This window comes from Leucothrix mucor DSM 2157, from assembly GCF_000419525.1.
GTDB classification, from domain to species: domain Bacteria; phylum Pseudomonadota; class Gammaproteobacteria; order Thiotrichales; family Thiotrichaceae; genus Leucothrix; species Leucothrix mucor.
Genome location: NZ_ATTE01000001.1, coordinates 3,779,797 through 3,796,087, shown reverse-complemented (window position 1 = coordinate 3,796,087; position 16,291 = coordinate 3,779,797). Strand labels below are relative to the sequence as shown.

General features: G+C 49.4%; 7 protein-coding genes. 3 read left to right on the top strand and 4 right to left on the bottom strand.

Annotated features, from left to right (window positions below; genetic code table 11):
* Window positions 1-32 precede the first annotated feature (32 nt).
* Entirely contained in the window at window positions 33-716 is a 684-nt protein-coding gene (locus tag LEUMU_RS0117290) for a YceH family protein (RefSeq protein ID WP_022953561.1), read from the bottom strand.
* 96 nt (window positions 717-812) lie between these two features.
* Entirely contained in the window at window positions 813-2,315 is a 1,503-nt protein-coding gene (locus LEUMU_RS0117285) for a CotH kinase family protein (protein WP_022953560.1), read from the bottom strand.
* 183 nt (window positions 2,316-2,498) lie between these two features.
* On the opposite strand from LEUMU_RS0117285, the gene LEUMU_RS0117280 reads away from it, so the two are divergent.
* On the top strand, window positions 2,499-3,431 hold the full coding sequence (locus LEUMU_RS0117280; protein WP_022953559.1) for a DUF3179 domain-containing protein: 933 nt from the start codon (window positions 2,499-2,501) through the stop codon (window positions 3,429-3,431).
* On the opposite strand, the gene LEUMU_RS0117275 is transcribed toward LEUMU_RS0117280, so the two are convergent.
* The gene (locus LEUMU_RS0117275) at window positions 3,395-5,035 is read right to left on the bottom strand and encodes a cation:proton antiporter family protein (RefSeq protein ID WP_022953558.1); all 1,641 of its coding nucleotides are present in this window, start codon (window positions 5,033-5,035) and stop codon (window positions 3,395-3,397) included. The genes LEUMU_RS0117280 and LEUMU_RS0117275 overlap by 37 nt on opposite strands.
* Window positions 5,036-5,055: 20 nt before the next feature.
* On the bottom strand, window positions 5,056-6,009 hold the full coding sequence (locus tag LEUMU_RS0117270) for a LysR family transcriptional regulator (RefSeq protein ID WP_022953557.1): 954 nt from the start codon (window positions 6,007-6,009) through the stop codon (window positions 5,056-5,058).
* 171 nt (window positions 6,010-6,180) lie between these two features.
* Here LEUMU_RS0117270 and LEUMU_RS0117265 point away from each other — a divergent pair, with 171 nt between their 5' ends.
* Window positions 6,181-7,764, top strand: coding sequence for an isocitrate lyase (locus tag LEUMU_RS0117265; RefSeq protein WP_022953556.1), 1,584 nt, complete (start codon window positions 6,181-6,183; stop codon window positions 7,762-7,764).
* Window positions 7,765-8,035: 271 nt separating this feature from the next.
* Window positions 8,036-16,285, top strand: coding sequence for a GEVED domain-containing protein (locus LEUMU_RS0117260; protein WP_084708124.1), 8,250 nt, complete (start codon window positions 8,036-8,038; stop codon window positions 16,283-16,285).
* Window positions 16,286-16,291 lie beyond the last annotated feature (6 nt).

Genomic DNA, 16,291 nt, shown 5'->3' with positions numbered 1-16,291 from the left:
TCAATTAGTATATTTTATGTGTCATTTTACCATTAGGAGGTTAATTCCTCTAGCATCCGCTCCAAACTCTCAACTCTAGCCTCCAGCGCTTCAATTCGCTTCATAGCTTCGCTATCGGCACTAATCCCACCTTGCGCACCACCGCCGGATGATTCCGAAAAGCTAAACGAGTCAATATCCACTTCGCCGCATAAGGTATGTGAGTAGCGATCTTCACGCCTGCCGGGGCCTTTGCCCAGCACCACAATCGGCGGATAAGTTCTTTCTAACAAGCCAGTGACCAGTTCCTGCACCTTATCGACACTATCAAAGGCAACCATCTTGTCAGTACGGGCTTTGATCTCGCTGAGGGTGAGCGGCTCGCGCAGCATGAGTATGGCTAGCACGGCGATTTGCTCGCGATTCATATTTAGCGCGCGCATGGCGGTGTGGGTGATTTTATTGGCACGGCTTCCATATTCGATACGGGCCAGTTCCAGCTCGACCAGCTCATTGCAGGAGCGGCTTACTTCGCCTTCGGTGAGTGCCATAACGGGCTGTCGGTTGGTTTTTTGGTTGCAGGCGGTAATTAAGGAATTAACGGTTAGCGGGTAGCTATTGGGGGTGGCGAGGTGTTTTTCGACGAGGCAAGCAAATACGCGAGCTTGCGCGGGAGTGAGTTGCGGTAGGGGCGACTCAGGCATATCAACATGAAATTCATTAGCTTCGTTAGACATAAATCAGCTCTCTGCTAAAAGATCAGACTACTGCGAATGCTAAATGGTATCAAGTGATATGCGTAATTCTGAGCCGCCGCGTTGTTACTTAGCGTATTAGTTATTCAAATAGCTACTCACCGCATTGGCTCGGCTGCTAGCGTGCGACTTGAGCGTATCCACGGCATTGTAGAAGTCATTAGTGCTTTCAAGGTATGAAAAGCCCGAGCGTTCAGTAGTTGCATATTGCTCGATTAAAGCAGAATAAGTGTCGTACATTGTTTGCATGCTGCTGGTTTCAAACGCACCGTAAATGACATCGTTCAAGTAGCTGTCATAGCGGGCTTTGTACACGTCATCGTCGTAAATCTTGGCAATCAGAGGCCACTCGGTACTATTCAGACCGGAGAAATTGAGCGCCAGCGCGCCACCTTGTTTGCCAGTTTGCAGTGCTTCGTTATTATCCCAAGGAATCCAAGATAGCTTGCCTGTGTCCGGATTGTTATACAGGTAATAGTTATGCGGCATGCGCCCGTAAGTATCCCAGTTTTGGATAATGCCATTAACCGCTAAGTACTTTAAAAAGCCATCGACATCAAAGATCGCTTCGAGGTTCTCACGCCAGGCAGACGGCTCGGAAGTAGCAGAGTCATCATGCAGAGCGGTGAATAGAGTGATGATGTCAGTCCAGTCTTCATCGTCTTCATTGGTCTTTTTCTCAAAGTCGTCAGCGTTAAAGGTGCCATCCTCAAAATTGGCGCTGCCATCTTCCGGCTTGTACAGATTGCCGTCATTGTTTGAGAACTGTGTGTCGATCACGGTGCTATCGATTTCTTCAACCAGCGTGTAAAGCCCGAAGTATTCCGGCCCGTTGCCGTGGTCGACATAGAGGGTGTAAAACGCGGTGTGAGAAACGGGTACACCTGCATTTTTAAACACATCGGAAGCGACTTTCTCGCGCATTAGCGACTCGTCGTCGTAGTTGTTTTTCAGACTGAATTTCTTGAACCCGTAAAAGCGTTGGTTTTTGATTTGCGGGTAATCATCCTCAAATTCGTCAAAGTCTAGTTTGAATGAGAGCTTGAGAATACCGGCCTGCCAGCTACTTTGCAGTGAGGAGTTACCTTTAAAGCGAATGCCGACGCGATACCATTGCGTGCCGTTGTAGTAGACGTCTGCTGGTACGAAAATGGGATCTTCTTCGGTATCCAGTAAACCTTGCGAGTTGGAGCGTTGGCCAAAGGTGCCGTAGGTGGCGGTCATGTCATCCAACATACTTTGCCAGCGCTCATCGCTCACCACAAAGTCTAAGCGCTTAACTTGGCTGTCATCGAAGACTTCATCGAAATTAGGGTCTACGTTTTTACTGTGGGTTTCATCGGTCCAGTCAGTGGCTTCGAAATCAGCATCGGCGACTGTGCTGGTGTCTGTGTCGTCCGTTGTGTCATCCGTATCTGTATCAGCGGTTGGTACGGTAGTGACGTTGGAATCGGAAGTCGTGGTGTCAGAGCTGGAGCTACTGCCGCAACCGGCTAACAGCAACATTGAGCCACACACTAAAATAAGTAATGAGTGGCGAAGTGCCTCGGGTAAGCCCTTGGCAGTGGAGTGATTATGCATAGCTGGTCCTATTATTGTTAGAGGTTGCTGTTCGCTGGGTCTGGTTTTAGATAGCCTGCGAGCAGCTTATTCGCCAATTGTGCAGTAAATGTGCAGTGAGCTTGAAAAGAGTATGGAGAATGATCTTCTGCATCTGACAGGCTGGTTTTTACGTATTGCATACTGATACCAGAGGAACATCGTATGCATATTTTAAACACTATATTACTCAGCACACTGCTCATTAGCGGCCTTGCCAGCGCCGAAACCAAGAATGGTTTTGAATTGAGCCAAAGCCTGATCCCTGCTAATCAAATACTTCAAGGTGGGCCGCCACGAGATGGCATTCCCTCCATTGATCGCCCCGATTTTATCCCTGCTGCACAAGCTGATTTTCTACAAGCCAAAGACCGCATTATCGGCATTCAGGTGAATGGCGAGGCGCGGGCTTATCCCATCAAAATTCTGAATTGGCATGAGATTGTGAATGACACGATTCAGGGTAAACCGATTTCGGTAACGTTCTGCCCCTTGTGCGGCACGGGCATTGTGTACGAGGCAGCGCTCGGCGGTAAGACCTTGCAGTTTGGCGTCTCGGGTTTGCTCTATAACAGCGATGTGTTGCTGTACGACCGGCAGACTGAAACGCTGTGGTCACAGATTTTATCCAAAGCCATCAATGGCCCGATGAAAGGGCAGAAGTTACGCATGGTAACGTCTTCGCAAACCAGTTGGGGAAAATGGTTGGAACAATATCCGGCGACCAAAGTGTTATCCACTAACACGGGTTATACGCGGGATTATGAAAGCTCGCCCTATGGTAATTATGACGATAGTCGCAAAACGTATTTTCCGGTATCGGCCGAGAGTCGCCGTTATCACCCGAAAGAGCGCGTGCTGGGCATTACCATTAACGGCCAGCATAAAGCCTATCCGTTTAAGGAGTTGGCTTTAGCTGGTGGTACTACACTAACGGATCAGTTCGCCGGGCAAACCTTAAGCATCGAATTTGATGTGCCCAATCGCGATGGCCAGATTAAAGACGCCAATGGCAATAACCTTGAGCTGGTGAATGGCTTCTGGTTTGCCTGGTACGCCTTTCACCCTGAGACTGAGGTATTTTCCTCGGGCGGGTAGGCTTGCTCCAATACATTTTCTGCAAAACCGGTGCCGACTTCCGCGTAGATATTAAACGTGGAGTTGACGCCGACTTCCATTAGCTCGGGAATCTCATCCTCATACTTGGTAATGGCGGCGATATGGCCGGTAAATCCCCAGTCGCGAATGGCGGTGGCCGCGCGCAGATTGGTAGGATGGTTGGGCAGGCACAGCAACACGGTTTCCAGCTCCGGCTTGACCCTGCCGACCCGCAACCAGAAGTCGGGGTTACTGGCATCGCCATTAAACACTTTGCGACCCGCTTGCTGATGGGCGTTGATTTTCTCAGTTTGCGTATCAATCCCCACCACATAATCGCCAAGGCTGCGGTGCAGTTGTTCGTATGCACCATGGCCCACGCGACCCATTCCACACACTAAGGCTTTAGTGCGACCAAGGTTAATGGTGCTATCGGCTTCCAGTCGCTTGCTGTGTTCGAGTTTATGCAGCCATGCTTTATAGCGGGCATAGATCGCGCCATTTTTCACATTAAGCGGCGAGGCAAGGATAAACGACATCACCACGGCAATCGCCATAACCGCCAGCCAGTCATTACTGAGCCAACCTTTGGCAACGCCGATAGCGGTTACAATCAGGCCGAATTCACTAAAATTAGAGAGCGCCAGTGAAGTGAACGTCGCCATGCGGGTGCGCAGTTTCAGGCGCGTAAGGAATAGGAAAAACAGTAGCGCTTTAAGTGGAATAATGGTGATGAGTAGCAGCGCAATCAGCACGGTATCTACCGTTGGCGTGACCGCGATACCAATACTGAGAAAGAAGCCTACCAAGAATAAATCTTTTAGTGATAACAAGGACTTGGCAAGCTCGGAGGCTTTAGGGTGTGACGCCACCAGAATACCGAGGAATAAAGCGCCTAAGTCGCCTTTAAGACTGACCAATTCAAATAAAGCATAACCCCCACTGGCCAGCAGCAAGCCATACAACAGCAGTAACTCACCATGACCGGCGCGCTTTAATAAGGCAATCAACACCGGCTTTAAGGCGATTAAACCAATAATTGCGGCAGCAGCCCAAGGTGAGGGCAGTTTGGCGGCGGAGGTAGCTAAGAACACTACGGCGGCAATGTCCTGCACGATTAGAATACCAATCGACACCTTGGCATAAGGGCTACCCATTTCCCCTTTATCTTCAAACACTTTGACCGCAAACACGGTACTGGAGAAAGAGAGCGCAAACGCCAGAATAAGCGCGGCGTTGTAATCTAAATCTTTAAGGAGTGGCAGGCCGGAAACGCTGAGCAGGATAATAAAAATGGCGCTGCTTAGGGTCAGGGCGATTAAGTGCAGTGTAGCGGTGGCCCACACTTCGGGGCGTAGCAATTGCCGGATATGCAGCTTTAAGCCGATACTAAACAGCAGCAAGGTCACGCCGATATCGGCCATGATATCCAGGAATTCGCCGCCTTGAGCGCCCAGTAAATTGAGCGTAAAGCCTGCAATCAGAAAGCCAACTAACGGCGGTAAGCCGATTTGCCAGACAACAAATCCAAAAACATAGGCGATGCCGATCCAAGCCGGATCGTGATAATTAATCGAAGCAAACAGTGAGACCAGTGTGTCCATGGCAGCGTAAATTTTCCCCTTTAAGTTTGATCTTCAGCAAGTAAGCTGTTGGCGACGTCAATTATAAAACGGCGCATCCAGCGGTGGGCGGGATTGTGTTGTACTAACGGGCTCCAGGCCATTTTTAGTTCGAATGGGGGGATTTCGAACGGTGGCTCTAAGATGGCAACCCGCGGATTATCACGCTGCAATTTAGCGGCGCGTGAAGGCAAGGTTACCAGCAAATCGTTTTGTTCGGCCAGTAGCATGGCGGCCTGATAGTGGCGGGTGAATACGGTAATACGGCGCTGTTTGCCGATATTACATAGCGATTCATCGACCCAGCCAAGGTGTTGCACATCGTGCGGGTCCATGCCTACGCCGATGCCCATGCCAGTTTTACTCACCCAGACATGCTGCGCATCCATATAGGTTTCCAGCGTGAAATTTTGCAGGATGGGATTGTCGATGCTAGTCAGGCAGGCAAAGTGATCTTTCCAGATGCCTTTTTGGTGAAACGACTGCGGCATGGTCTCAAAGCGGTTGATGACCATATCCACTTTGCCGCGCTCTACATCGAGAAAGCTCACGTCGCTGGGCGTAAGTATGTCCAGAATAATGCCGGGCGCTTCACGGCGCAGGCGCTGTAATAAGTGTGGAAATAGGGTGGATTCGGCGTAATCGCTGGCCATAATCCGAAATAAGTGTTCTTCGTTGGCGGCATCAAAGTCGGCTTGTGGCTGCACAGCCATGTCCACTTTGGATAGCACATCGCGAATAACCGGCTGCAATTGCTCGGCGCGCTCGGTGGGAATCATGCCTTCACTGGTGCGAACCAGCAGCGGGTCATCAAATAAATCCCGTAAACGACGCAATCCATTACTTAAAGCTGGCTGACTAATACCTAATTGATTGGCCGCTTTGGTGACATTTCGCTCACGAAGTAGTGCATCTAAGTAGACCAGAAGGTTTAAATCAATGCGTCCAATGTTCATTTCGTCGGAACCTTTGTAGCCGTGGATGCTAGGAAAACCCTCATATTTCGACCTTTATTTCGCTGGTGAATTATAAGAATAATCTCCATTTATTTCAAAAATGCTGCAACTGCGAATAAGATGATTAGCAACTAGAGAGTAATAACGATTAACGTTTGAGGAGTATCACCTATGTCACAGTATCAAGAAGACACTTTATCAGTTGCTAATTCCATTGAAGCTGCCCGAGGCGCATGGGATTCTATCAATCCTGAGTCTGCAGCCCGCATGAGAGCTCAAAACCGATTCAAAACTGGCTTAGATATCGCCAAATACACCGCTGACATTATGCGTGCAGATATGGACGCTTATGACGCTGATCCTTCTCAGTATACTCAATCTTTAGGTTGCTGGCACGGTTTCATCGGTCAGCAGAAGATGATTTCGATCAAGAAACACTTCGGTACGACTGACAAAAAATACCTCTATCTGTCTGGCTGGATGGTTGCAGCGCTGCGTTCTGAGTTCGGTCCCCTCCCGGATCAGTCAATGCATGAGAAGACTTCGGTTGCTAGCCTGATTGCTGAGCTGTACACCTTCCTTCGCCAGGCAGATGCCCGTGTACTGGGTGGTTTGTTCCGCGAGTTGGATGCGGCTTCTGATGCTGATAAGCCAGCGATTCAAGCACAAATCGATAACTTTGAAACGCACGTAGTGCCTATCGTTGCAGATATCGACGCGGGTTTCGGTAACGCTGAAGCGACTTACCTGATGGCTAAGCAGATGATCGAAGCGGGTGCTTGCTGTATCCAAATCGAAAACCAAGTATCGGATGAGAAGCAGTGTGGCCACCAAGACGGTAAAGTAACCGTTCCTCATGAAGACTTCTTAGCGAAAATCCGCGCAGTTCGCTACGCATTCTTGGAGCTGGGCGTAGACAACGGTGTAATCGTTGCCCGTACTGACTCACTGGGTGCTGGCTTGACTAAGCAAATCGCAGTAACCAAAGAGCCAGGCGATCTGGGTGATCAGTACAACAGCTTCTTAGATGTTGAAGAAGTCTCTGCTGATGACATGAACAACGGCGACTTAGTGATCAAGCAAGGCGGCAAGCTGGTTCGTCCTAAGCGTTTGCCTTCTAACTTGTTCCAGTTCCGTTCGGGCACTGGTGAAGATCGCTGCGTACTGGATTGCATCACGTCACTACAAAACGGCGCAGATATGATCTGGATCGAAACTGAGAAGCCACACATTGGCCAGATCGGTGGCATGGTTAACCGCATCCGTGAAGTGATTCCAAATGCGAAGCTGGTTTACAACAACAGCCCATCATTCAACTGGACCCTTAACTTCCGTCAGCAGATCTTTGATGCGATGGCTGAAGCCGGTGAAGATGTGTCTGCATACAACCGCGATAACCTGATGAGTGTTGAGTACGATGAGACTGAATTGGCTGCTCGTGCTGATGATAAGATCCGTACCTTCCAAGCTGATTCTGCTCGTGAAGCCGGTATCTTCCACCACTTGATCACGCTGCCGACTTACCACACTGCCGCATTGTCTACTGACAATCTGGCGAAGGAGTACTTCGGTGAAGAAGGTATGCTGGGTTATGTGGCTGGCGTACAGCGTAAAGAGATCCGCCAAGGTATTGCCTGTGTTAAACACCAAAACATGTCTGGCTCAGATATGGGTGATGATCACAAAGAATACTTCGCCGGTGAAGCTGCACTGAAAGCAGGCGGTAAAGACAACACCATGAACCAGTTCAGTTAATGACTGAGCGGTTTATACACTAATCGAATGTGATTGGTGATTGATGAGAAGGGGCTGAATTTATTCAGCCCTTTTTTTGTGCCTGTGGATATCTCTGTGTAAAAGTGGATAACGTTAAAATGGTTCAGCTTTGGTCGGGGCTTAGGCTGTTAGTTTTGGAGGCAATATAACTGTGGCGCAGGTAGTTTGTTGTGGGCGCTACGTTTTGATGTTTTTTGCAATACTTACCCCTATTGCAGATAAAAAATAAATAAAAAGAAAGTGGTTACCTATGCAGCCTATAAAGCGACAGCACCATACGCTTGTTTCAAACGTCATTCACTCCTTTGTTATGGGGGTGATCTGCTTGATGTTGTTTTTTTCCATGCTTTTTATGTCGCCAGCGAATGCTGCGACCTACACATATGCCAATACTACAGTAGGAAGCATTCCGGACAATTTTCCAACGTGTACCTCCACGCTTAGCCGAACTTTTAATGTCACTGACAACATAACCGTCGGGGATGTGAACCTTGGATTGGTAATACAGCACGGCTTTAGAAATGATATATCAGCACGTCTGGTCTCTCCGGGCGGTACTGAAACTATCTTAATGAGTTATGGCGAAATTAATCGCACCAATGCAAATTACTTGTTTGATGATGAGGCACCATCGAGCTTTGATGGCAGGGACCCGAACGGCGGTTTGTTTGGCCCTGATACCGGAAACCACAACACAACGTCAACTTATCAGCACACGGTAAGACCATCGATAGCCTTAGGCGTTTTTGATGGTGAGAATGCTGCCGGTACCTGGACGCTTCAGGTGTGTGACCAGAATAATCTTGGAACAGCCGGGTCATTGTTACGCTCGCAACTGTTTATCGAGTCAACTAATGACACGCCGCCAGACAATGCACCAAGCGTTAATCTCTCTTGCCAAAGTGCGAATCTGACTGGGAGTTGGTCGGCTGCAGGCTCAAATGCCTCTTCGACTGCAGGAGCATTTACGGCAACCATTTCAACATCTGCCGCCGCAGGTGCTAGTTGGAGTGGCGTCTCAGCAGGTGTGATGAATACAATAAATGCATGGAGCTCGTCTGCGGTGCAGGGACGTCCATCATGGCAAAATGTATTTTATTGGGACACGACTGCTGAGGCCTCTGGCGCGGAAGCTGCTGACTACGATGGCTCAACAGGCCAGATTACTTTCTCTTTTGGTCGGGCAGTAACGAATCCAATTATCCATCTGGACAGAATAGGAGGGAATGCAGGTTCCTCAGATGGTAAAGGACAATTAAATTATTCCAACGGTATGCGCTTTACGCCTGTAGACCCTTCTCTTCAATTAGTTGATGTCAACACGGGAAGCCATCTTGAGGTAACTACCGATTACATACAAAGAACACCTTACCAGCTCTTAAGTCCCAGTAACACGGCTGAGTCCAGTCTCACTTCCACACTTGGCACCGCTGCAGGAACGTTTGGTGTGCTGGGTACTCATTCAAGTATCAGTTTTAATACAAAGGGTGTTGGTACAGAAGGGGGAGGTGGTGACGGAATCGAAATCGTCATGTGTGTTCCTCAGTCGGATGTTTCCATCACTCAGTCCGTGAGCGCTAATACGCTTGATGTGGGCGATACTGTAACGATTACTCTAACGGTTAATAACGCGGCAGGTGGCGATCCAACCTCTGGTTTACAGGTAACAGATTTGTTACCGGCTGGTTTAAGTTTTGCTTCTGCATTGCCATCACAGGGCACTTATAACAGCACCACGGGTGTGTGGAGTGTCGGCACTGTGAATGCGGGTGGTAATGCGACTTTAACCATTATGGCGACGGCGACGAGTGTCGGTGAGTACCTGAACGATGCGGTCATTACCAATTCCGGTATAACAGATATTGATGCGTCGGATGCTTCTGGCCTTGGTGTGGATGACTTAGGTGATGGTATTGCCGATGATGATGAGACTCGCCAAACAATCGATGTACTTCAGGTATCGACTCAGCCAACTGGCGGTATCACGATTGTTCCTAATGCACCAATTCTGTCATGCCCAAGTGTGCTAGTTAATGGTGACTTTGAAGACACAGTATCAGGCACTTTCTGGGGTGTTAACCGGGCAGGCTCAGGCACAATCAATGGCTGGACAGCCAGTGGTGGCGGTACCGATACCTATGCAGCCATCAACAATGGCGGTGGTGCAGTTGTAGGCAATAGTGCTTATTTTGGAAATGGTGGCGTGAAGCGCGTCTCGCCAGCACTCACAGGCGGATTTGCATTCACTGCTGACGGCGAGGCGACTAACGTTCCTGGCTTTATCCAAATCCGTGATATCAATGATGACGTGGTGGGCGTTAATGGCTCGACGCCAGGCTCTACCAGTAATTGCTGTGACTATGGTGGTACTGCGCCAAGCTTATCGCAGACAGTAACGACTGTTAGTGGTGAGACATATCGGGCTAGATTTACCGTTAAAGGTGAGGGTGGCAATGGCCCTTCTGGCATCGTAAAGCTGGATATTAACGGCAACTATGTTCACCTTGAAGTGCCCGGTAATAGCGGCACAAAAAGTTATACGGTTGAGTTCACAGCTAATAGCAGCAGCTCTGTGATTAGTTTTACCAACTATGGTCATTTTTATCAGGACAACGGCGGCTTTTGTAATCCAGATACTTCAGGCTTTTGTACCGTTGATGGCTTAGGCAGCAGTGGTCAAACTGCCGAGGTTACTCTGGATAATGTGGAGTTGTCGGCCGCTAGCTGTTTGATACCACTGCCGACTGAAGTGACTGCCGGGATGTGCTCTATTGCATCCCCTTCAACGCAGTTTTGGCAGAGTCGTGTTGAGTGGAGTACAGAGAATGGCCCGGGCAACTTTGACCCAAGAAACATTGATTCAAACTATATATCGCGAGCGGACCCATCTACTTCCGGTTCGGGTATTTCAGTCGCTGTTGCGAGCACGTATGTAGAAATCAGCGGTATTAATCAAAGCAACTTCGAGAGTGCTTATAGGAATGGGGACTATCTTGAATATACCCTTCAGACACAGTCGACTATTGGCAATACTCTAGTCCTTGCTGGCTTTGCCGAAAATGGAGGGCGGCTCGGCGGTGACAGTTATAAGATGGATTTACTGATCTCTGACGATAACTTCACAACGGCAGTTCGTTTGCATACAGGGTTTCAGGTTGATGGAAGTACTGATCCGGAAAGTGGAAATACGTTTACTTGGATTAAAAGTGATCTGACAGAAATGTACGTTAAACCTGACACCGAATACAAAATTCGTGCTGTCTTATATGATGCCGTTCAGGTTGGCGGCAAAGTAACGATGGATGATTTTAGGATCTCCTTCGACAATTGTGCTGACCGTGGTGATGCACCTTATGCTACGAATGATGCTAATGCGGGTGCACATTATCTGCCAGAAATCCGTTCACACTACATTGGTACTGTATCTCCTGATGCTGAGATGGGTCCTTCGGGAGACGACAATACTTCCGGTGTAGTAACAACGGATGAAGAAGCCGGTGTAATACTGCCAACTTTGCGGGCAGGCAGTACAGTAACTATTGATGTTCCCGTGGTTGGCGCGAATGGAAAGCTAAATGCCTGGATCGACTGGAATAAGAATAATGCATTTGATGCTTCTGAAAAGATTGCAACGGATGCACAACTCTCCAATGCTGCAGCAGCCAGTGGTACTATTTCGTTGAGCGTTCCTGTTCCAGCAGATGCTATCGTTGGAGACACCTATGCTCGCTTCCGTTGGTCACCAAACAGTGTTGTTAATGCCACCGATAATGTGGTTGAAGGTGAGTTAGAGGATTATTTAGTTAAAGTTGTAACGGCCTTAGGCCCTGCAAGCCCTGATGTGCCTTTTGCGGCCTGCCAGGCTGCGAACTTTGCTGGCATTTCTCCGGATGGTATTGAAGATCTTAGTTTCCCTCGTGGCTACTGGGCGACCAGTTATTATCAAGGGCAGAATGGTTTTGCCAGCTCAAGCTACGGTCCTACTAATGGATCAGGTGGCAGCGGAGCCGCTGAGTTCCGTGGTGAAGCATTCTGGGGTACTGGTGAGAATCCGGTGCAAACGTCGTCGAATGGAACATGGAACGCCATAGGAACATGGTCTAATGGTGGTGAAACACCAACTTCGCCAAGCCTTCCGCATCCAAGCTACGTTGGTTCAACTTGGTCAGACAGTAATGCCTACTACCAGATTGATTACAGACGTAAGATTGATTTAGCCGGTGTTATTCGAATCGCAGACATCGCGGACAGCTATGTAGATGATGGTGTCGAGGTGTACGTTAATGGTGTGCGTCAATGGGCGACACATCCACCTAGCGGAGGACCTAATGGTTGGATAAGCCAGACAAATCCGGGACAAGTGTCTGTTGCTGCCAATGATGAAGTGCTGATTAGATTTATCAACCTGGGTTACATCGGTGGATTCCACTTTGCTTATGACCTCCCCGGGGTTGACTGCTCGGATACGCCAACCAGTGGTACGAGTTATGGCACGGCATTACACATCAAGGATGCGTCCAGCTCTGTGTACCTTGGCTCAACTATTGATGATGATACAAGCAATATCGCCAGTGTTAATGCTGACGGCGATGGTACGGATGATGATGGTGTCTTTACGGATGCCGGCCTGAGTAGTGGTCTGCAGGGTTTTAGTTTCACCCCTGAAGAAAGCGCTGCCTTATACATTCCGGTGACAGGTAGCGGTAAGTTATATGCCTGGGTTGACTGGGATGGCAACGGCGTGTTTGGTAATAACAGCAACGAGGTAATTGCCAACGGCATCGCCGGTGCGGATGAAACCATGGTGGTGAATGCATCGGTTCCGATAGCCTCCACACTTGGTACAACCTATGCTCGATTCCGTTTTAGCAGTGATGCATCGCTAAGTACTCCGGCAGGTTCCGCCAGTGATGGTGAGGTTGAGGATTATCAGGTGACGGTAGCTCAAACGGTGACTGCACCAACCGAGCCACCCATTGCTTACTGTAGTAATACCTGGGCACTGGATGGTGGCGTGTATAAATCTACCACCGCTCAGGGTGTAGAGATCACGGCAAGTACAGCAGCAGCGGCTGGCGCTTCGTGGTCGTTTGCGCCAAATGATGCGCTTAATCCAGCAGGTAGTTTTAGTTTGTCTGCGCTCAATGGCACGTCATCCTTAAGTACGGTCTTTAGCTGGGATACCACGCCGGAAGACGGTCGCTTGGCGAATGCGGCAGATGATGCAGCAACGGGTACGTTGACCTTTGGCTTTGGTGTGCCGGTTAAGAACCCAGTCATTCATATTGACCGTCAGGGTGGCTATGGTAGTAGTACTGCATCCACTCCGCAGGGGCTGAGTAACTCATCAATCATTACGCCGAATACGGCCAACTCTGCCGCAACCTTTACCCGACTTGCAGGAACGACCCACTTTGAGGTGACCGGTAATATGATTCAGCGTACGCCCAATGAAGTTATGCAAGACATTGGCGTGACAGGGCTTTCAGGTGCTGACAGTACTATTTACACCGCGATGGGTTCGGTGCAGGTGAATGGTACTTATAACAGTTTGAGTCTGGACTTTAGCGGCGTCGGTGTTGAGGGGGCAGGTGGTGATGGCATTGAGTTTGTCGTGTGCGCCGAGCCTTATGATTATGGTGATGCTCCGGCCTCCTATCAGGAGGCGGCACATAAGATTCCGGAAACACCGACCGTTTATTTAGGTAGCGTTGCACCGGATAACGAATCTCAAACTCAGCACACTGCGAATGGCGGTAGTGATGGTAAGGGCGACGACCTTAATGGCACTGACGATGAAGATGCTTATGACACGCTTCCGGCAATCTGGACGACGCAATCACAGTATCGTTTGAAGGTGGATTGCAGTGATCAGGGGGCTTATGTTTCGGGCTGGATTGATTTCAATCAAAATGGTGAGTTCGATGCTGGTGAACGAAATACGGATTACCCGGAGCGCTGCAATGTTAATGGTACTGCAACGCTGAACTGGATCGGATTGTCGGGCTTAAGTACGGGCACGACCTATGCGCGCTTACGCATTGCTTCAGATCAGACAGAGGTATCGACAGCAATTGGTGAGGCTTCCGATGGTGAGGTGGAAGATTACCCTGTCATTCTCCAAAATCCGGGAACGCCCCCTCCGGTATGTAACGGTATAACCAGCTGGATGAATACCTCCGGTCAGTCGGCAGATCCAAATTCAACTTGGGCGATTGACTGGGCTGAGAGAGGGCTTAGCGCGAATGTAATGTTTAATTCGACGATGACGGGTAGCAACGCTAAGTGGACAGCGGCGGCTGCAAAAGCCTTTACTCAAAGCACCTTCTCTGACCGGTTTGGGTCTCCGGGATATGGTATTAATCTGAACTATCCTGATGACCTTAGCGGCACCGGTACAACAACGGCCGATATTGTGTTTAGTGAAGCCCTACCGGCGAATACTTATATGGTGGTCAGAGATGTTGATGCCACCAACGAGTCAGTAACCTTTTCAAATAATAATTTGGGATTGTTGCCTGCGCCAAGTCTTTGGGAAACGCAGAGCCCTTTAACCACTACTGCGAATAGTCCGAGTTTGTTTGCTTCATGGAATAACGTGTTGCAGCAGATTGTTACGCTTTCAGACGGGCCAAATAATGATCAGGAAGCTTATGTCTGGCCGGTCAGTGGTTTAACCAATCTACGTGTGGCGTACCAGACCTATGCGGGCTCAGCCAATATCGGATTTGTCAGCTGCATCCCTCAGGACCACGGCGATGCTCCCGACACTTATGCGACCTACAAGACTAGCTCAGGCCCGCAACATAGCGTGATAAATGGCGTATATCTTGGCTCCAATGCCCCGGATACTGAAGATGATGGACAGCCTTCTGCAACGGCAGCGAATGATGACGCGGATGAAGACGCGGATGAAAATGGGGTTAGTGCTTTACCGATACTGACAACCTCTGATCGTACTTACAGCGTTTCAGTTACTGCCAGCAATGACACTTTGAGCTCGGCCACATTGATTGCATGGATTGATTTTGATGGGAACGGGCGCTTTGACGCTGATGAGGCGGCGATCAGAGCTATAGCTGCTGGTAGCAGTAATGTCAGTGTTAAGCTGAACTGGTCAAATATTCCGCTCGATATTAAAGCAGGTAACAGCTATCTGCGCTTACGGTTAACCACGGATGCTTTAAGCAACCGGGAGCCAGGCGGGGCTAAGCTGGATGGTGAGGTTGAGGACTACCCAATCACTATTACCACCGCTGGCGTAACGGTGAGCGGACGTGTGTTCAATGATGCAAATGTGAATGCAGTTAATGACAGTGGCGAAGTGGGTGTAACCCAGTTGCCAGTTGTGCTGTATGACAGGGTCAATCAAGTATGCGTGAGTACTCGAACCGATGGCAGTGGTGCTTACGTCTTTGAAGATGTGGTGCCCGGGACTTATCAGGTCTATGAGGCTTCGCGTGAAAGTGTGCAGGTTCCCAGGAATTGTGATCCGGCATTTGCCAAAGATCCCAGTGGTTATCGCTCTACTACTAAAAAAGTACGTGAAGCATTTACCGTCACCACCAGTGACATAACAAAGCAGGACTTTGGAAATGTGAAGTTACCCGTCTTTGAGCCGGATAATACGGGTCAGATTTTACCGGGTAATGTGCTGTTCTATGCGCATAAATTCACCACGCCAGCCGCCGGTAGTGTGAGCTTTAGCAGCTTATCCAGTGGTCATCGCAGCAGTGGTTGGTCGTCGATTATTTATCGCGATGCAAACTGTGATGGCAAGCTTAATCAAACTGATGGAGCCGTGCCGTTGGGTACTGGTTCGTTGGCGGTGGATGCGGCTGACAATATCTGTTTGATTAACAAAGTCTATGCGCCAGCTAATGTGGCGGCTAATGATCAGTATGTTCAAAATATCATGGCGGACTTTGATTTTGAAAATACGTTTGCAGGCACCTTGGCGCTGATAGTCCGGGATGTCACGACGGCGCAACAGGTACAAGCGCCTGCATTACCCGCCACTCCTGAGGTAGTGGCTGTGCCAGATGTTACGCCAGAGCAAGACCCCGTTCCTGCAACACCAACTACGCCGTATATTCCTGAGATTCCGGAAGCACCCGTTCAGGCACAGGTTGATCCAACACCGGTAACGCCTACCGTTGGTCCATCCCGCCTAGAGTTGCGCAAGTCTGTGCGGAACGTTTCCGTGGTTGGGAGTCCCGAGACTGAGAGCGTTAATTCGGCTGCGCCCGGTGATATCCTAGAGTACCGGATTTATTACCGCAATACCGGAACCGGGCCGTTGGATGAACTTGTAATCAATGACACTGTTCCAGCTTATACGTCGCTGTCTGGCTCGCCTGATTGTGGCAGTGCGCCGAGTGGGATGAGTTGTATTGCCAGCCCTTTGGGGCTGGATGATAGCCTTAAGTGGACTTTTGACGGGGAGTTAAGAGGTGGCTCGGGTGCTTGGGTAAGTTATCAGGTAAAGGTTGATGATTGAGCGGTT

Bases quoted from the DNA above. Each gene is read 5' to 3' on its own strand.
- LEUMU_RS0117275 (WP_022953558.1), bottom strand. From the start codon at position 5,035: ATGGACACACTGGTCTCACTGTTTGCTTCGATTAATTATCACGATCCG.
- LEUMU_RS0117280 (WP_022953559.1), top strand. From the start codon at position 2,499: ATGCATATTTTAAACACTATATTACTCAGCACACTGCTCATTAGCGGC.
- LEUMU_RS0117265 (WP_022953556.1), top strand. From the start codon at position 6,181: ATGTCACAGTATCAAGAAGACACTTTATCAGTTGCTAATTCCATTGAA.
- LEUMU_RS0117290 (WP_022953561.1), bottom strand. From the start codon at position 716: ATGTCTAACGAAGCTAATGAATTTCATGTTGATATGCCTGAGTCGCCC.
- LEUMU_RS0117260 (WP_084708124.1), top strand. From the start codon at position 8,036: ATGCAGCCTATAAAGCGACAGCACCATACGCTTGTTTCAAACGTCATT.
- LEUMU_RS0117270 (WP_022953557.1), bottom strand. From the start codon at position 6,009: ATGAACATTGGACGCATTGATTTAAACCTTCTGGTCTACTTAGATGCA.
- LEUMU_RS0117285 (WP_022953560.1), bottom strand. From the start codon at position 2,315: ATGCATAATCACTCCACTGCCAAGGGCTTACCCGAGGCACTTCGCCAC.